Genomic DNA, 17,620 nt, shown 5'->3' on the forward strand with positions numbered 1-17,620 from the left:
CTTTATAATAAGATAAAAAGTTCTTTATAAAGAAATTTTTACTTTCTTAGTCTTTCTTTATTTTTTACTATACTTGTTACTTAGTTAACTTATAAAATAATCAAGGGACGCTATGAAATCATTTGAAACACCATCTACACCTTATAATCTTGACGAGATTAGAAAAGAAGCAGAGAAATCCATTACCGATGGCGCGATAACAACCGATTACCCGCTAGATATTGCTCAAGCTTGTAAGCTTTTAAATGATGCATTAGCAACAGAAATCATGTGTGTATTGCGCTACAGGCATCATCAGATTATTGCTAAGGGTATCGATTATATTCAAATTGCTGCCGAATTTGAAGAGCATGCCATAGAAGAAGAAAAGCATATGCTAATGCTTGCTGAGCGGATAGATCAATTAGGCGGTAACCCAGATTTTAATCCCTCTACTATTATGCAACGAACTGCCACTGAATTCGGCCAAGGCCAAGATCTGGAAACTTTAATCAAAGAAGATCTCATTGCCGAGCGAATTGCTATTATGGTTTATAGAAAATTAATTGATTGGTTTGGCGATAAAGATCCCACTACGCGCAGAATACTTGAAGTTATCCTTGAAGAGGAAGAAGAACACGCTAATGACTTAGCTGATTTACTTCCATTAAGGAACTATAGCGCTTAATCGTTGTTTAAAGTCGCTTAAAACCGCTGGGTTTATACACTTTCTTCTTTGCTTTAAGGAAGAGATAAGCTATAGTTTTTAACTTTTAAATTAAGATTAAACTATGGCTATTTCTCTTGAAAAGAAGATTATTTTAATTACTGGTGCCTCAAGCGGTATTGGAGCCGCTTGTGCTAAGCTATTGGCTAGTCAGGGGGCTAAGTTAATTTTAACGGCAAGACGCTTTGACCGCTTAAAAGCCTTAGCATCCTCGTTAGAACAAGATTATCAAGTAGAGGTTTTACCAGTTGAATTAGATATTTGTGACAAAGAGAAAATTAGCCAATTTTACTCTTCCTTACCTACTGCCTGGCAGACTATCGATATTCTTATTAACAATGCTGGCTTAGCACTATCAACCGATCCTATCCATAAAGCAAACTTAGAAAATTGGGACACGATGATTGATACCAATCTTAAGGGCTTGCTTTACATGAGTCGTGCTATTTTACCGACTATGGTTGAGCGTAACCAAGGCCATGTTGTAAACATTGGTTCTATTGCTGGGCAGGATTGTTATGTTAATGGTAATGTTTATAGTGCTACCAAGCATGCGGTCCGCGCAATTACTAAATCCATGCGCCTTGATTTAGCTGGAACAAAAATTCGCGTGACAGAAATCGCACCTGGTGCTGTAGAAACTGAATTTAGTATCGTGCGCTGGAATGATTCACAACGGGCTAAAGAATTTTATCAAGATTTTAACCCCCTAGTTGCTGAAGACATTGCCGATGCCATTTTATATGTACTGACGCGTCCACTACATGTTGATGTCACTGAAATGACTATTTTACCTACTGACCAAGCTGCTTGCAGCATGATTAGTAGAACAGGAAGAGATTAAACGTCTCATGATAATGCTGTTAGATTATACTAGCAGCACATTAGTTGCCTTCCAATTACTCGTTTAAACTTATAACCAAAATAGTCTAACTAGAATGTAGAGCACTGTCATTCCAAAGATGGGTAAAATAACAAAGCCTAAAAACAAAATGAGCTGAATACGATTTTCTGGAGACTGACGATAAAATTTAATTAATTTTTTAAAAATAGACATTCGTTGCCTTAACCACGAGTTAATAAAACTAGTTAATAGCTTAATTTACTCTAACCATTCATCCCTTTTGCATCGCAAAGCTATAATTAGCAACCTTAAACTAACTAGCCAATTTTCTTTAATATATTTAGAAGCATAACCATAAATAGGTACTCATTTAATGCAAAGTAGAATGATAAAATAATTCTTTATTTATTATCGTTAGGTTTACCAATACGATATTTAATTTGCACAAAACCCCCGCTTAAATTTTTTGTTTCTAGATGATTTAATTTGACATCCTGTGGTAAAGGCCCAAATAAAGGGCGTCCTGTGCCAATTAACACCGGCGTAAGCGTTAATGTCAGCTCATCAATTAAATTTTCTTTAAGAAAGCGCTGAATAGTGACGCCCCCATCAATATAAAGATGCTTAAAACCTTCTTGCAATAAGCGCTGAACTAGTTGCGTGGGTGATTCGGTGGAACTACGAACCCATTGTTGTAAGTGCATAGGGATAAGAAGTGGCTGCCTACTTAAGACAATAACGGGTAATTCACCATAGGGCCATTGGCCAAAAGTTAGCGCTTTAGCGAAAGAGTACCGCCCCATAACTAAGGCATCCACGGTCTCAATAAATGCTGGATAACCGCCATCTTCATTAGCAGAGGCTTGATTATTAGCTTGGGTAAGCCAATCAATTTCGCCATCCTCGCGAGCAATAAAACCATCAAGCGTCATGGCAATAAAAACCGAACATTTAATTGACATAATCGTTGTACCCTCCCTTTAAAGCGCCTAAATCAGTGATTGAAAAAAGCGCTTTACCCGTGGCTTATATAAGTTTTCTTTATCCCAAGAAATAATGACTCGTTCTGCGCGGCCAATTATTTGTTGACGTGGAACAAAACCAAAAAAACGTGAATCGGCGCTATCATCACGATTATCACCTAACATTAAAAATTGCCCTTCGGGTACCGTTATCGGACCAAATGTGCGTAGCGCAGGTTTGGCTGGTAAAGCCATAACGGTGTGTGCTTTTTTAGCTAAATATTCAGTGGCAATCACGGCGCTTGATTGCTCCTCTTTTGGTAAATTATAAGTAAGAGGTTGCTGATTAATTTTATAGCTAGTTAATTGACCATTAATCATTAACGTATTATTTTTCATTTGGATAATATCACCCGGCGTTCCAATCACTCGTTTAATTAATCGCTGACCATCGGTTGGTTTATAAAAAACAACAATATCACCTGGTTTAGGCTCTGCCCATTTAGCAAGATGATAGGTCGTAAAAGGTACCTTAAGATCATAGGCTAATTTATTTACCAAAATTAAATCACCTACATAAAGTGTTGGCTCCATAGAGCCTGACGGAATACGATTCCAATCAGCAATAGCAGAACGCGCCGCAAAAAGAAAAAAAGCAAGCATTAAAAAATGAAAAATTTCTTTAATTGAACGAGAAATCACAGGCCCTACCTTATTTAAAAATTAATCTCAGAATTTAGAAACTTATCATAGCATGCTTTAACTGTTTTAGCATTTGATGCGCTTTTTTATAAGCACCATTGATAAATAATAGGCTTAATGTATGATTTTTTGTCTTTTAACTACCGCTACAATCTGGTAGCTTTGGTGAACCTTCTTAATATTGCAAGGCGAACTCTTTGGATTAAAAGTGCTGCTACGAAAGTATAAATTAGTTTAATACGTCAAGTTAATATCGCCTATCTAATATTACGCTGGTAATTATAGGATAGATTTTCTTCTAATTGTTCTAAATTATTAGCTATAAAACAACTACGCGGAAATAAATCTTCTCGGTTAGCGGTAGAAATTAAAGAAGTAGAGATAATGGCAAATTCTTTTGCTAGGGGTAGACACGCTAAAATGGTAGGCAGCACCCGAAAGCGGTCATAATCACCTACATTAGTAATATTGATAAAAGAAATTTTTACCCCTTTTTCTTCCAACAACTCAGCTAATTTTTTAACAGATTTATAATCTAAAATGTTTAACTTAATAGGCAATAAATCTTTTTCTTGCAATGCTTTTTTACACTCATTAAACCGCTCTTCATTAGCTAAAAAATGTTTATCCCCTAAAGCCGTTATTTCCGATGCTAGAGTATCTTCTTCTGATAGCAATTTAAATGATTTTATCTTTCCACAATAGTGATTTATTTTTGTTATTATTTCAGCGCGCTTTTGCAAAAAATCTTTAGTTTCTGTGTTTAAAATTAAATCTTTTATAAATAAAATAAAATGATGAACAGCAGGCTCAATATCAGTTAAAATAACATCGTCTACGGCTAAATCCGGCAATAAAGACAATATATAACCATTGCCTACTACCAACCCTATAGTTTTATTCGTATTTTTATTAGTAATAGGTTGCGAAAAAAAGCGCTGTTTAGCGAGGGTATTAAATTTAGAAAGATAATCATCAAAATAAAGTTTTTGAATATCATTAGCATAGGGATAAAATGAGAAATTTGCCGAAGGCTTTGCTTCAAGATTAGCAATACCAAAACTTTGCTCTATTTTTGCTAAATAGTTTTTATATACATACTTTGCTGCATGCTCTTCATTGCTTTGAGCATCATCCTCTACAAATTTTCTCTTCAATTTTAATCTCTGATTTTTCTAATTGCAGCAATTATATCTAAATTTAACCAATTAGATCAAATTAAAACAATTTATTGCTAGCAAGATAACCTGTTATTAAAATCCACCATTGCAGATTACCAATAAAAAAATTTAATAACACGTATTAATCATTATCTAGGTTTGCAAGGCTCTACTTTATGGGTTAATTCATCAACCACATATTGGGTGGCCGCAAGCGGCAATGCTTTCCTAGCCACAGATTGAGCCGCTTTAAAAAAAGCGCCTCGGTATAAAACGCTAATGCCTTCATTCCTTATCGATTCTTTAAAAATAGAAAATGCTGATAGATTACTTTGCACCTGACGCCTTTTTTTAATGACACTCAATGGGTTGGTCACCAACGCATCTGCTACCGCTCCCATGGTGGAAGAGAGTAAAAGGGTTTGAAAGAAAGTGGCTTTCCCTTCTTTTTGTTCAAGCATAAGTTTGGTAGCAGCAGTAACGCCAAAGAAAGTGGATAAGCTTAAAATATTTTTAAATCCCGCTAAAGCCCAGCCATTATAGAGCGCCCACCTTTCTTGTTTTATTAATTCTAAAACAGGAATGTTATTGCCTATTTGCCGTTTTAACTTAATCGTATCTAATGGATGCAGAAAAGGTAATTCTAATACACCGATAGCGGCTCCGGCTGTTGCTTGTAGTAGCGGTTTACGCTTATCCCCTAACTTTGTTGTTAATTCTTCATTCATTAAACTCTCTAAACATTCAAATACGATAGGTTGCCCACCGTATTTGAATGTTCTTGCTAACAATTTGTAAAAGCCTGCGCTGTAGAAACTAAGATATAGCGACTTAATTTTTGTCGCCCAAGAAGCATTGTGTTGATGTAAAAAAATAACCTTCGATACATCATTCCAGGTAGAGATTTTTGTTCTGTCTATTTGGTAGCGATTAAATGCCGTACCAAAAGGATGAGCATAGGCATGGGTTAGAGTAGTCCATGAGATTATCACAGCTAAATTTAGTGAATTTTTTGAAGGAAAATTTTGATTAGGAATAACTTGCTCAGTATTCGGCATAAGGGTAAATCTATGATATTAAAAGAGAAAGGATTATAGGGAAGTTTGAAAGAAAAACAATAATCTAAAAGTTAGATAAATACGTTCGGTAATACTTGCTTAAGTTTTAGCGCGTATAATCAATATATAGGCCTAAATGTTTAAAATCTAGCAAGCTATCATGAAAATTTCTCTTTATATAGAAATTCCTGACAGAAAGGATAAATATGAGTTTCGCTCCTTTGAAGTCGAGGATGAATCGTTGATTCAAGAAATCAAACAAAAGATAACAGACTGTGCTGAGCCAGCAGACTCAGAAATTCATGTCATGTGCTCGCATATCATTGTAGGTGATGAACATTATGAATTTGATATAAATAAGCAAAAAGCTAATAAAGCGTACAAAGACATTAGAGCTAAATTATTGAAAAGTGAAGCTAAAAAGCCTACTCCAGCAAAAAATTTAAGAGAAGACTACATTTACTCTTATGAGCCTTATGAGGAGAGAGTTGGCGAACCCGAGGTCTTGCTAAGAAAAGAAGAAAATAAACAAGAGAAAGAAGAAGAAGCACTCTTTGAAGTTAAAGCTACTGAAGAACCCTTAGAATTGCAAATAGAACCTGAAAGCCAACCGTTTATTCAGAGTGTCGCTAGACCTGCTACGACTCAGCCTATAATTACCATCTCGTTTGATAAGATAGAAAAACCGAAACAATCGGTTACGGCTGAAGTCGTTATTGCTGAGTTTTTGGATTCTTTTAATCAAAGCTTAGAACCATTCTATAAATTAGGTAACACTTACTTAAGCCAGGCAGGTAGGAGCATTATAGAACAATTTCCAGATAATTTGGCAAAATTTGATATTAATGCGTTTTTGCAAGCTATTGCAAAAATAGATTCTAACCTCAACCTTTCCTTTGCTGATGAATCAGAAGATGAAAAAGAGGAAAAACTTTTACAAAAGAAGCAAGTGATAGAAAAGCAGTGGCAATACATCGATGCAATACAAAAAATTGTTTCTGCTACTAAAGGAAAACGCTACCTAGTTCAAGAAAGTAGATTTAAAAAGAATATAGGCCAAACAAAAGAGGATGAATTTCAAACTAATTACCAAGCTATAGATAACGCTTTAACTCAATTTAAAAGTATTCTTGGTGCACAACTTACCCAAGTTCAAACAGAAATTGAAAAAATTTCAGAAAAGAAATTAGAAAATTCTATTATTATTAGAACCTGGTATGCTTCTGAAAGTGACGAAGAGGAACATCGTCAATTATTTGGTATTCCTTCAGGTGGCCATACTACAATAGAATTTTATCGCAATAAAAATGACCGCGTTTATTTAGGCTTTTATGTTTTTCCAAATCAACCTAAATCTACTATAGGTAATTTTTTAAACCGCTGTGGCTTTCCAGCCATTACCGATACGGCTAAAGGTTATTTTGTCGATTTAGAGCATGATCGCTCCCTAGTAGGTAAAGGCAAAAAATTCGCTCGTTGTGAAGAAACCATAATAAAATGTAATCGTCCAGGTGCTGAGCTTAATTTTGACGCGGGTTATCAATGGGCAGCCAATACGCTAGGAAAATATCCTCAAGTAGAAGTATCTAGTTCTACCAACAAAAAGACATTTAGAATTATTAATGACTATAAGATTGTTACTAATAATTGTGCCACGTATGGCAAAGAGGGATTAAGTAAAGTAGGAGCTGGTGCAATTATTCCGTATTTTGATAAGCAATTAACGATTGCCACACCACCCGAAGTACGTAAAAACACACAAGAACTGGAAAAACAACTCGCTATCAAAGCAAAGAAATATATTGAAGACGAAGAAAATAAAGTCATTACTAATAGTCAAACACCGCAAGCAAAATATAGTTGTTACCTTGGATTTGCCATTGATAGGTTGAAATTAATTTCTACAGACGATTACCAACTGCATCATGTCTTAAAAAGTTTAGTTGAGCAATTTGAAACAGTAAAAATAAATATTTCTGAGTTACCAGATATTGAGGTTAAGGATTATATTGATACCTTATTTGAAGATCTTCATAAGGTGATTAATCAATTTATACAAAAAGGAAAAGACGTTAAAGATTACGCTAAGATGCAAGATTTTGACTTTAAAGGTTCTGAAGAAGCAATCAGAATTATCAAGCATTTAGCAAGCTTAATGCCTCCTTCTGCAATAAATTTTATTAAAATAATAAATCTAGGAATAGAACATAACCTTTATCCCTATAGAGCTTTTCTAGTTGATAATAAGCTAGCGAATTTTAATGATTTATTTTTAAAAATGAATAATAAAATTCAAGCTATTATTACCCTAGATGACAAAAGTTTATTTGATAAAACGCTGCAAATTAAAACAGGATTTTTACAATTAAATCATTTATACCAGCAAGCAATTAATGAGCATAAACAGCTGAAAAAACAATTCAAAAAAAATCCTGAAAAACTTGAGCAAATAAAAATAGATTTTCAGTATTTAACCCGTTATTATTATGCTACACAAGAACAATTACGCACGGCCTTAGAAGAATTGCAAAAAGAATTGTATTTTAGGCCAGAATACCTTCTAGGTGAACCTAACTTACAACTGCAAAGGTTACAAAAACTATTTCTACCTACCGACCTTAATATTACCCAATTATCAATACAAAATTTGTTGCAAGGTGCAAAAAGTATAAATACTTGGAACTGGGCAGATGCTCATAAACCACTTAATCAACTTAACGACGCTGATAAATCTAATATTTTCTTAAAGAGCATAGACTCTACTACTGATGCACCCAAAAAACCTTTTGTGCTCGCATTTTGGAATTGGCCAAAGCGACATCAGCATTTTGAATTAGAAAATAAAGCAAAACTTTATTTAATTATCAATAATGATCAATTAAGCTGGAAAACTAAACTACAAAAGATTAATAAGTTAGTTGCGGATAACAAACCTAGCGTTTTAAAATTCTGGCGTAGGGCTGAACGGCAGCGCTATGATAATATGGGCGCGCAAGCTGCTTTAATTTGCTTGGTGCAAGCCTTCTCAGAAGCTAGATTATCTGAAATACAGTTGGCAAGAGAAATTGAAAAAATTATGCCTGTTATGGAAGGAAAGCAGTGTCATGCCATTTCCCAATTTAAGACAGATTTAGTGAAAAAATATCAAGGCGAAATAAGTGTTCATAATCAACCAAACCATGCGCGCATGTTGAGAAAACTATTAAAAGCAACAGCAAATGAGGGGCTCGAGCATGGCGATATAATGGATGATTTAGGTATCACTCTCTATGCTATTCATCATTATGGAAGGTTAGACAAAACTAATACGACCATTAAAGATCCCCATGAACAAGTTGAAATTGAAACTGGATTGTGGAATCGACTAAGTTAACCTTAAAAGCTATTAAATAAATTGATTTAAACATGAAGACTTATATACTGCTAACCTAATTAGCTTTAATAGAAAATTTTTTTAATAAATGATAAAACTCAGTCGCGATTTTTATGCCAATGATACTTTAACCGTTGCGAAGCAACTTTTGGGCACCTACTTAATTCATGTGGTAGATGGTCAAGAAAAAATAGGCAAAATAGTCGAAGTTGAAGCCTATATTGGTCCGCACGACTTAGCTTCCCATGCTTCAAAAGGTATAACCCCACGCACCACTATCATGTATGGTCCACCAGGTTATGCCTATGTCTATTTAATTTACGGTATGTATTATTGTATGAATGTCGTAACGCGCGAAGCAGGTTACGGTTCGGCGGTTTTAATTCGAGCGCTTGAACCTATAAAAAATCTTACGGAACGTACGCAAGGCCCGGGCCTCCTTTGTAAAGCAATGCAGATTAATAAAACCTTAAATGGCCATGATTTACTAAGTGATAATTTATATGTAGCCTGCGCAAATGATGCACCCAATTTTACCATCGTTAGTCGACCCCGCATTGGTGTGGCTTACGCGAAAGAATGGGCAGAAAAACCTTTTCGCTTTTATATTGCTGGTAACCCTTACATTTCAAAAAAATAGAGCAAACTTAGCGACTAAGACAGTTAACTAAATTATAATTTAAGTTCTACTCCATCCTGTCGGCCCGGCGCTTCGGCAACTAAATTCTCCATTGAGTTATAAATTTGCGGCACAATTTTCACAAAAACAGGATTCTGATACTGATAAGGGTTAACTTGATAGACTTCAAGAAACTCATTATTAGCGTTTGGTTTCATGCCAAAATTAATGGAATCATCCGGATCAGAATCAATGCGTACCGTATAATCACCACAGGCATGTTCAGGCATCAGCGTATTGGAGTCCGCAATAATAAGGTGTATGGTTGGTGCAGGTATCATTTGATTTTTAACGGCATGTTGCATTAAACCTAAGTTATGCTCAAAACACATTTCTACTCCAATAGTTTTATGATTTTCCTCATCTAGTGTATAAATAAGCTCTTGCTTCTTAAGCGTGTAAGCATGGGGTTTTTCCACATTTCTAGGAATTTCTTCCCAAGGGGCAATTTTATGTCTTCGGTATACTTTTGCACCATCTTTAAAAAATAAACTAGTGTGCTTAATTTTAAAAAATTGTGCTTCTTTACTTATGAGGTTAAATTGGTTTTTGTGATCTAGAAAAGAGAAACTATAGTTTTTAGCCTTTTCTAGCGTCTCAACAAATTGATACTGGTTATACGCATCCTTAACCTCCATTAGCTTGTCTTGCTTTTCAGAAACTATAACTTTTTTTTGCGAAATAATACTACCTGCAATAATTAAAAGGTCTTTTTGCTGGGTTATCCTGCCTAATATATCTATAAGTTTGTCAACATTCTCTTGACTTAGCGCAAGTTGATTACAAAGTCCCCGTTCTCGCCAAGCGACAATAACGTAGGCGTCCGGCCGTGCCTTTTTAACTGCCTTATAAGTATTAATCGTTGCAATACCTAACACGGCTAGTTGATCGTCAAAGCTTAATTTCTCAAAAGTGGGATTATGGAGTAAATTAAAAGCAATAAGAATAATCTTTTTAATGTCTTTCATAGTCTACATCATTTAATAAATCACAATTCATAGCTTTAAAAATCACCAGCTATAGCATTTATTTTGCTATTGCTTAAGCTTTTATAATATAGGAAAATTATTAAGTGAGTATTAAAATTGAATTATTTTTAATCAAAAAGTGCAAAAATGGTAAAAAAATTAAACTTTGGCTGTAAGGCGTTGGCGCGTTAAGAATTAATTATATAGCTTGCTCTTGAATTCCTTTCCTAAGTTAACCTTAAAAACTTAAACTAATCACTTAGGAAAAAATGTAAATTGCATAGAGCTAATTTTTTTCTATTACTAGCTTTTGGCATCCTAAGGGTACCAAAAGCTAAGTTGCTTAAAGGCCAAAGTCACTTCTTTCTTGTGGACAGTTTTCTAATTGCTCTATTTTATCAGTTAAATAGCTAATGAGCTTTTCACTTGAATTAAATTGCAAATGCCAATCGGCGCCGGGAAGTAGGTGGCTAATCGCGCAAAGCTCTTGCTTAGCACCCATATGGTCTTTAAGCGTATCAAGGTCATTAAAATCGATTAGATAAGCTTGAAAAACACCTTCTGATTTTTCCTCAAGTAATACGTTATCAAGATTAAAATCAGTATACGTAAAACCTAAATTATGAAATTTCTGAATAGCATAAGCCACGCTAAGTAGCTGTTTACAGCGAATAAGTTCATCGTCACTCAGACATTCACTTAAATTTTTACCAGGCAAGCAAGGTAGAACTAATCGCAAACCGTCTTCGGTAAATAAACACGCTTTATTATTAGGATAAACTAAATTCCATCTTTCACATTCAAGTCTATAACTTTCTTCCTGGGCCTTATCAATTTGTTTAATTTGTTGTGCATTAAACTCACCAAATTTATCGTAGTATTTAGGACGTTTAACAAGAAAATTTTTTTCGTTAATTCGTCCAAAAAAACGATTATCCGCACTAAACCCCGCTGAAGGCTTTGCAATTGGAAAATAAGTAACGCCATGTTCATCTTCAATGAAAGACTCAACTCGTGATAAAGATTTATTTTTATATCGAAACATTATTAATTACCTTAACTCTTATTAGACTAAAAATTATTGTGTATGTAATTAATCTTATTTTTACTATAGACCGTTACTACATTAATGGTTAAGCTATAGGATTATTTAAATACACAATAGTAGCAAATTTTGCATAATGGCATAAAATTAACCTTATTGTCAAGTTAGCTTTTAAAAAGATCAATAATTGAAAAATTAGATAACTTGGTTGCCGAAAAATAAACGCATTGTAGTAACTAGTTAACCATTTATTTAAAAATTAATGGGTGGCCTAAAAAGTTATCATGTAAGGTGTATAAAACCTAGCCTGCTTTAACAAGTTGACAAGTTAGAAATTAAAATCTAGCATAGTGTTTGTTAGATGGCGCGGGGTGTCGGAAAACCGGCTGAGAGTTACCCGTCGAACTTGATCTGATTCATATCAGCGTAAGGACGCCTTCAAAAAATCCATATCCTTTATTCTTAGGATAGGTTCCCTTTTGCCATCTCCAATATTATTCACTTTAATAGAGGGAGTTATGGTTATGTCAGCACTCAAATCTAGAACCACGTTATTACTCAATTGGTATACGAATCCTTATCACACACCCATTATCGTAGCACAGCAGTTAGGCTTTTACCTTCATGAGGATATTAAACTAGCGATTTTAGAGCCAGCTGATCCTAGTGATGTCACTGAATTAGTGGGCTTAGGTAGTGTTAATTTTGGTGTAAAAGCGATGATTCATACCGTTGCAGCACGAGCTAAAGGTTATCCTGTTACCTCGATTGGCACCTTGCTTGATGAACCCCCTACAGGACTCATTGCTTTAAAATCTAGTGGCATTCGCTCTTTTGCCGATATTAAAGGCAAACGCGTTGGCTATATTGGTGAATTTGGCAAACGAATCATTGATGATTTAGCAAACCTTGCTGGAATTGAACCTACGAGTTATCAAACCATTCGTATTGGTATGAATGTTACCGATGCTATTTGTCGCGATATCATTGACACCGGAATTGGCTTTATTAATTTTCAGCAAGTAGAACTAGAACATTTACGCGGTGAAACAATCTTTTTGCGCCTGGATGAATTAGCAGGCCTGGGTTGCTGTTGTTTTTGCTCCATTCAATTTATTGTGCCCGAGCAAACACTACGCCAACCTCAATTAGTGCAGGGTTTTCTTAAAGCTACTCAACGAGGAGCAGCTTTCACTACAGAACAACCTGAAAAAGCCTATGAATTATTATGCCAAGCAAAACCTGCTTTGCGAACACCTATGTATCAAAAGATTTTTATGCGCACGCTACCTTTTTTCTCGCGTAATTTACTTAATATTGACAAAGACTGGCATAAAGTCGGCCGCTACACTAAACATCTTAATATTATTGATGATAAATTTGCGCTAGACGAATGCTACACTAATCAATTTTTACCGACTACTCCTCACGCTGATTTAGCACCGATTGCCAGTTGCCTTGCAGGCTAATCATGCAAGTAGGGATTGTTGGCATGGGAATTATGGGAAGCTTGTTAGCCTTAGCATTACAGAATGCCGGCTGGCAAGTTACCCTTTTTGACCAAACTACAGGGAAGTCTAATTGTAGTTTAACGGCAGCAGGTTTATTAACACCCTTTTCAGAATTAGATAAAGCCGACTTCTTAATTTTTCGTCTAGGCCAAGAAACCATCCATAGCGGCTGGCCACTTATTATTAACCAATTATCAGCCAATATTTATTTTAAACACCAAGGGAGTGTTATGCTTTGTCATCCACAAGATGAGGCTGAATGGCAGCATTTTAATCGGCGGATAGCTAGATACTTTAACCAAACTAACACTTATTTGCACCTCTTAACAGCTGCGCAATTAGTGAAGCTTGAGCCTGAGCTTGATAAATTTAAGCAAGCTTATTATTTTCCTGATGAAGCGCAGATTGATAGTCAAGCCATCATGGCTGCACTTAAAACCTATTTGCTAACCCAAGATGTCAAGTATGTTACCAATACCACTGTTGTAGCGATTAAACCAAAATTAATTGACACAGGTTTAACAGGTAGGCATCGCTTTGATTTAGTTGTTGATTGTCGAGGGTTGGGAGCCAAGCTTGTTTTTCCAGACTTACGCGCCGTACGCGGTGAATTAATTTGGTTACATGCGCCTGAAGTGAACTTACAACGACCAGTTCGTCTTCTCCATCCTCGCTATAATTTATATATAGTGCCACGACCTGATGATATTTATCTTATTGGTGCCAGCGAAATTGAAGCCGAAGATTATAGTCCTATTTCAGTTCAAACAACCTTAGAACTATTAACGGCCGCTTATTACGTACATGCAGGTTTTGCTGAAGCACGTATTATAAAAACCTCAACTCATTGCCGACCAGCCTTGCTTAATCATTTACCGCGCATTAAATATACCGAGGGGTTAATTGCTGTCAACGGACTTTATCGGCATGGATTTTTAATAGCGCCGGCTCTTGCTGCAGACATTTTACGCGCTTTAAAGACCAATCTCCAAACCATTCATTATCCAGAAATTTGGGAAATTAATTATGATTAACATCTACCTTAATAATCAACTGTGCACGCTTGCATCTATTCAATCATTACACGATTTTCTACTAGCTAATAATCAAACTGATGAGCATTTCGCTGTGGCCTTAAATAATGAGTTTGTTCCACGCAATGCCTATCAAACGATAACCTTAAAACCTAATGACCGGATAGATATTATTGTTCCCATGCAAGGGGGTTGAGGATGTGGAATTTAGCTGGAAAAACATTACAAAGTCGCCTGCTATTAGGAACAGCCTGCTATCCTTCCTTAGACACCGTAGCACAAGCTATTGATGCGTCGCAAACTGAAGTCATTACACTATCATTAAAACGCCAAGCACCTCACGCGCCCGATAATAATACTTTTTGGCAAATGATAAAAAAATTAAACTGCCATTTACTACCAAACACGGCCGGTTGCCGAGATGCCAAAACGGCTATCAATACCGCGCATGTAGCAAGAGAATTATTTGCCACTAACTGGGTAAAATTAGAAGTCATTGGAGATGATTATAATTTACAGCCTGACCCTATTGAATTAATTAAAGCCGCTAAAATTTTAATTAATGAAGGTTTTATTGTTTTTCCTTATTGCACGGATGACTTAGTTATTTGTCAAAAATTAGTAGATATAGGTTGCGATATTTTAATGCCTTGGGCAGCACCGATTGGTTCAGGGAAAGGATTAATGAACCCTTATGCTTTGGAAACCCTACGCCATCGCCTACCAAAGACTACTTTAATTGTTGATGCAGGACTCGGTAAACCTTCTCATGCTACCGCAGTGATGGAGCTTGGGTTTGATGGGGTGTTATTAAATACTGCCGTAGCCCTTGCAACTTCTCCGGTGACAATGGCTAACGCTTTCTGCCATGCTGTTATAGCTGGACATCTAGGTTTTCAAGCAGGTCTCATGATTGAGAGAAATATGGCCAAACCAAGCACGTCTTTAATCGATACCCCTTTTTGGCACCAGGAGAATAGATGAAAAAACCAATAGTCTGGTCTATTGCTGGCGTTGATCCAGCCGGACTTGCTGGCACCTACCTTGACTTAGAAACTTTTAGAAATTTGCAAGTTGATGCTTGTGCAGTTATTACGGCAGTCACGGCCCAAAATAGTGAAAGCCTTACTGCTATTGCACCTGTTTCAAGTGAGCATGTTGCAATCCAATGTGCAACTTTATACCAAACCTTTAAACCACAGGCCATTAAAATAGGTATGTTAGGAACGCTAGCTACCCAAGAAAAAATTGCGCAATTTTTAAAAACCTATGCAGGATATGTCGTTTTAGATCCCCTGCTCAATGCGTCTGCTGGAAGTCCTTTAATGCTTGCAGATAAAAAACTTTATTTAGAAAATTTAATAAAACTCTTTCCTTATACCACGGTAATTACGCCGAATCGCTTAGAAGCAGAAATACTTTTAAATTGTTCGCTTAATACTTATCAAGCTATCGAGAAAGCTGCTAAAACCTTCCTAGCCTTAGGCGCTAAAAGCGTGCTTATTAAAGGCGGGCATGTCGACGATAGCCTGTTTAGCCAGGATTATTGGAGTAATGGGCAAGAATCATTTTGGCTTGCTAATCAACGATCAGTTAATAAAAATTATCGTGGCACTGGTTGTATGCTTTCTTCGGTTATTGCAGCGTGCCTTGCTTTAAGCTATAGCTTAAAAGATGCACTTGTCATTGCCAAAATGTATATTAATCGTGGCATTCGGCAAGCCCTAGCACTTAATCAACATACGGCTAAATTAGTTCATGGTGGCTGGCCAGAAGAAGAAGTTGATCTTCCCTATCTTTCTCCCAATCCTTTATTAAATTTACCTAAGCCTTTCAGACAATGCGAACTAGGTTTATATCCAGTGGTTGATAGTAGCCATTGGTTAGAAAAATTATTACCTCAAGGTGTAAAATGTATTCAATTGCGCATTAAAAATAAGAAAAAAGCCGACTTAGAGAAAGAAATTAAAGCCAGTATTGCTTTGGCAAAAAAATATGGGGCAACACTATTTATTAATGATTATTGGGAACTTGCGATTCGTTTTGGCGCCATTGGTATTCATCTTGGCCAAGAGGATTTAAAAAAAGCTGATATTGCTACGATTTATCAATCAGATTTATATTTAGGTTTAAGTACTCATTGCTATTATGAAGTAGCAAGAGCGCATACAATCAGACCCTCCTATATTGCCTGTGGCCCTATTTATCCAACAACCAGTAAAATCATGCTGTTTAAACCACAAGGGATCGAACAATTAGAGCGCTGGCGGCGTACCCTTCATTATCCATTAGTAGCTATTGGAGGAATAAACTTTGCAAAATTAGCTGAAATTTGTAAAAGTAAAGTTGAAGGAATTGCGCTTATCTCAGCCATCACTAAAGCCGCTAATCCCGAAGCGATAACCCAACAACTTCTAACTACAATAAAAGAGCTAAACTATGCTTAATCATTCCCTTTCTAATATGGAATTAGAACGTTATGCGCAGCAAATAAAGTTAAAAGAAATTGGTCTTACAGGCCAAGAAAAACTTAAAAATGCTCGTGTGTTATGTATTGGCTTAGGCGGCTTAGGTTCGCCTTTATTACTTTACCTAGCAGCAGCGGGTGTAGGCACAATAGGCATAGTCGATGACGATGTGGTAGAAGTGAGTAATTTACATCGGCAGGTACTTTATCGTACATCGCATGTTACATTACCAAAAACATCAGCCGCTTTAGCACAAATTATAGCACTTAACCCTTTAATTACCGTACATACTTATTCTGAAAAAATTACTACTGACAATGCTGCTGAATTAATTAGTCAATATGATATTGTTGCTGACGGCTCTGATAATTTTTCTACTCGTTATTTAGTCCATGATTTCTGTTTTGCTCTATCAAGACCTTATGTTTATGCTAGTGCTGCGCAATTTCAAGGTCATAGTGCAGTATTTTTTGGCCAACGTGGTCCTTGTCTGCGCTGCTTATTTCCTGTTCCTGCTAATAATAGTAAAGTGACTTTAAACTGTAACGAGGCTGGCGTCTTTGGTGTCGTACCAGGTATATTAGGGAGCATTCAAGCAGCAGAAATTATTAAGTGGATACTTAAAATTGGTAACTCATTAGAAAGACGATTATTAGTTGTCGATCTTTTAACTATGGTATTTAAAGAAATTAAGCTTGTGCAAAATCCTGAATGTCAATTATGCATTCACCAACAATTTTTAAGTGATATCTCGATAGCTATACCCTCGCTACAAAATATTAATTTACGAGATTATGCCATCAGCGCAAACCAACTACTTACCAATTTGCAACAAAATAAGAAAATAATCTTACTGGATGTTCGCTCAGAGGAAGAGCATGCAATACAAAATATAGGGGGCAAAAACATTCCATTAGCACAGTTAACACAGCGCTTAAATGAATTATCGTTTAATGACAACATTATTATCTATTGCCAATCTGGTAAGCGAAGTATGGATGCTCTTAATATCTTACTGACTGCCGGGTTTACCTCGGTTCAATATTTAAAAGATAGTATTGATAAAATGCTTCATTTAACTGAAGTGTAAATTTATTTATTAGTAGGCAG

Annotated in this window: 17 protein-coding genes and 1 riboswitch; of the genes, 10 read left to right on the forward strand and 7 right to left on the reverse strand. The window is 35.9% G+C overall.

What is annotated here, in order from left to right:
- The first annotated feature begins 112 nt into the window (after positions 1-112).
- The gene (locus ACNVED_RS07750; RefSeq protein ID WP_419418451.1) at positions 113-667 is read left to right on the forward strand and encodes a ferritin-like domain-containing protein; all 555 of its coding nucleotides are present in this window, start codon (positions 113-115) and stop codon (positions 665-667) included.
- Between the two features lie 103 nt (positions 668-770).
- Positions 771-1,550 (forward strand): SDR family NAD(P)-dependent oxidoreductase, encoded by a 780-nt coding sequence (locus ACNVED_RS07755; RefSeq protein WP_419418452.1) that lies wholly within the window; start codon positions 771-773, stop codon positions 1,548-1,550.
- Positions 1,551-1,619: 69 nt separating this feature from the next.
- Here ACNVED_RS07755 and ACNVED_RS07760 read toward each other — a convergent pair whose 3' ends face one another.
- The 5 genes from ACNVED_RS07760 to ACNVED_RS07780 all read right to left on the reverse strand — a co-directional run bounded on the left by ACNVED_RS07760 (position 1,620) and on the right by ACNVED_RS07780 (position 5,432).
- On the reverse strand, positions 1,620-1,763 hold the full coding sequence (locus ACNVED_RS07760) for a hypothetical protein (RefSeq protein ID WP_419418453.1): 144 nt from the start codon (positions 1,761-1,763) through the stop codon (positions 1,620-1,622).
- A gap of 188 nt (positions 1,764-1,951) precedes the next feature.
- Positions 1,952-2,512 (reverse strand): dihydrofolate reductase family protein, encoded by a 561-nt coding sequence (locus tag ACNVED_RS07765; protein WP_419418454.1) that lies wholly within the window; start codon positions 2,510-2,512, stop codon positions 1,952-1,954.
- A 27-nt stretch (positions 2,513-2,539) separates the two neighbouring features.
- Positions 2,540-3,214 carry a signal peptidase I gene (lepB, locus tag ACNVED_RS07770; RefSeq protein WP_419418455.1) on the reverse strand — a complete coding sequence of 225 codons (675 nt, stop codon included), beginning with the start codon at positions 3,212-3,214 and terminating at the stop codon, positions 2,540-2,542.
- A 257-nt stretch (positions 3,215-3,471) separates the two neighbouring features.
- A complete protein-coding gene (locus ACNVED_RS07775) occupies positions 3,472-4,371 on the reverse strand; it encodes a hypothetical protein (RefSeq protein ID WP_419418456.1) in 900 nt (299 codons plus the stop codon).
- Positions 4,372-4,523: 152 nt separating this feature from the next.
- Complete coding sequence (locus ACNVED_RS07780) at positions 4,524-5,432, reverse strand: MC/SLC25 family protein (RefSeq protein ID WP_419418457.1); 909 nt, start codon at positions 5,430-5,432, stop codon at positions 4,524-4,526.
- Between the two features lie 160 nt (positions 5,433-5,592).
- Between ACNVED_RS07780 and ACNVED_RS07785 the strand changes: the two genes are divergently transcribed.
- Positions 5,593-8,805, forward strand: a complete 3,213-nt coding sequence (locus ACNVED_RS07785; protein ID WP_419418458.1) for a hypothetical protein — start codon at positions 5,593-5,595, stop codon at positions 8,803-8,805.
- A gap of 88 nt (positions 8,806-8,893) precedes the next feature.
- Complete coding sequence (locus tag ACNVED_RS07790; RefSeq protein WP_419418459.1) at positions 8,894-9,445, forward strand: DNA-3-methyladenine glycosylase; 552 nt, start codon at positions 8,894-8,896, stop codon at positions 9,443-9,445.
- Between the two features lie 32 nt (positions 9,446-9,477).
- Here the strand turns inward: ACNVED_RS07790 and ACNVED_RS07795 are convergent, their stop codons facing one another.
- The gene (locus ACNVED_RS07795; RefSeq protein WP_419418460.1) at positions 9,478-10,452 is read right to left on the reverse strand and encodes a hypothetical protein; all 975 of its coding nucleotides are present in this window, start codon (positions 10,450-10,452) and stop codon (positions 9,478-9,480) included.
- Positions 10,453-10,795: 343 nt separating this feature from the next.
- Positions 10,796-11,497, reverse strand: coding sequence for a lipopolysaccharide kinase InaA family protein (locus ACNVED_RS07800; RefSeq protein ID WP_419418461.1), 702 nt, complete (start codon positions 11,495-11,497; stop codon positions 10,796-10,798).
- Between the two features lie 357 nt (positions 11,498-11,854).
- A riboswitch (TPP riboswitch) is annotated at positions 11,855-11,947 on the forward strand.
- Positions 11,948-12,021: 74 nt separating this feature from the next.
- On the opposite strand from ACNVED_RS07800, the gene ACNVED_RS07805 reads away from it, so the two are divergent.
- The 6 genes from ACNVED_RS07805 to ACNVED_RS07830 are packed head-to-tail and all read left to right on the forward strand — an operon-like array spanning position 12,022 to position 17,600.
- Positions 12,022-12,966, forward strand: a complete 945-nt coding sequence (locus ACNVED_RS07805) for an ABC transporter substrate-binding protein (RefSeq protein ID WP_419418462.1) — start codon at positions 12,022-12,024, stop codon at positions 12,964-12,966.
- A gap of 2 nt (positions 12,967-12,968) precedes the next feature.
- Positions 12,969-14,042, forward strand: coding sequence for an FAD-dependent oxidoreductase (locus tag ACNVED_RS07810; RefSeq protein ID WP_419418463.1), 1,074 nt, complete (start codon positions 12,969-12,971; stop codon positions 14,040-14,042).
- On the forward strand, positions 14,035-14,238 hold the full coding sequence (gene thiS, locus ACNVED_RS07815; RefSeq protein WP_419418464.1) for a sulfur carrier protein ThiS: 204 nt from the start codon (positions 14,035-14,037) through the stop codon (positions 14,236-14,238). Before ACNVED_RS07810 ends, thiS begins: the two co-directional genes overlap by 8 nt.
- Before the next feature lie 2 nt (positions 14,239-14,240).
- Entirely contained in the window at positions 14,241-15,026 is a 786-nt protein-coding gene (locus ACNVED_RS07820) for a thiazole synthase (protein WP_419418465.1), read from the forward strand.
- Positions 15,023-16,489 (forward strand): thiamine phosphate synthase, encoded by a 1,467-nt coding sequence (gene thiE, locus ACNVED_RS07825; RefSeq protein ID WP_419418466.1) that lies wholly within the window; start codon positions 15,023-15,025, stop codon positions 16,487-16,489. Before ACNVED_RS07820 ends, thiE begins: the two co-directional genes overlap by 4 nt.
- Entirely contained in the window at positions 16,482-17,600 is a 1,119-nt protein-coding gene (locus tag ACNVED_RS07830; RefSeq protein WP_419418467.1) for a ThiF family adenylyltransferase, read from the forward strand. Before thiE ends, ACNVED_RS07830 begins: the two co-directional genes overlap by 8 nt.
- Positions 17,601-17,620: the final 20 nt, after the last annotated feature.

Source organism: Legionella sp. D16C41, from assembly GCF_048541585.1.
In the GTDB taxonomy this organism is placed as follows: domain Bacteria; phylum Pseudomonadota; class Gammaproteobacteria; order Legionellales; family Legionellaceae; genus Legionella_C.

Coding starts and splice junctions, on each gene's coding strand:
- ACNVED_RS07765 (WP_419418454.1), bottom strand. CDS start 2,512: ATGTCAATTAAATGTTCGGTTTTTATTGCCATGACGCTTGATGGTTTT.
- thiS (WP_419418464.1), top strand. CDS start 14,035: ATGATTAACATCTACCTTAATAATCAACTGTGCACGCTTGCATCTATT.
- ACNVED_RS07760 (WP_419418453.1), bottom strand. CDS start 1,763: ATGTCTATTTTTAAAAAATTAATTAAATTTTATCGTCAGTCTCCAGAA.
- ACNVED_RS07820 (WP_419418465.1), top strand. CDS start 14,241: ATGTGGAATTTAGCTGGAAAAACATTACAAAGTCGCCTGCTATTAGGA.
- ACNVED_RS07755 (WP_419418452.1), top strand. CDS start 771: ATGGCTATTTCTCTTGAAAAGAAGATTATTTTAATTACTGGTGCCTCA.
- ACNVED_RS07795 (WP_419418460.1), bottom strand. CDS start 10,452: ATGAAAGACATTAAAAAGATTATTCTTATTGCTTTTAATTTACTCCAT.
- ACNVED_RS07805 (WP_419418462.1), top strand. CDS start 12,022: ATGTCAGCACTCAAATCTAGAACCACGTTATTACTCAATTGGTATACG.
- thiE (WP_419418466.1), top strand. CDS start 15,023: ATGAAAAAACCAATAGTCTGGTCTATTGCTGGCGTTGATCCAGCCGGA.
- ACNVED_RS07830 (WP_419418467.1), top strand. CDS start 16,482: ATGCTTAATCATTCCCTTTCTAATATGGAATTAGAACGTTATGCGCAG.
- ACNVED_RS07785 (WP_419418458.1), top strand. CDS start 5,593: ATGAAAATTTCTCTTTATATAGAAATTCCTGACAGAAAGGATAAATAT.
- ACNVED_RS07810 (WP_419418463.1), top strand. CDS start 12,969: ATGCAAGTAGGGATTGTTGGCATGGGAATTATGGGAAGCTTGTTAGCC.
- ACNVED_RS07750 (WP_419418451.1), top strand. CDS start 113: ATGAAATCATTTGAAACACCATCTACACCTTATAATCTTGACGAGATT.
- ACNVED_RS07780 (WP_419418457.1), bottom strand. CDS start 5,432: ATGCCGAATACTGAGCAAGTTATTCCTAATCAAAATTTTCCTTCAAAA.
- ACNVED_RS07790 (WP_419418459.1), top strand. CDS start 8,894: ATGATAAAACTCAGTCGCGATTTTTATGCCAATGATACTTTAACCGTT.
- ACNVED_RS07800 (WP_419418461.1), bottom strand. CDS start 11,497: ATGTTTCGATATAAAAATAAATCTTTATCACGAGTTGAGTCTTTCATT.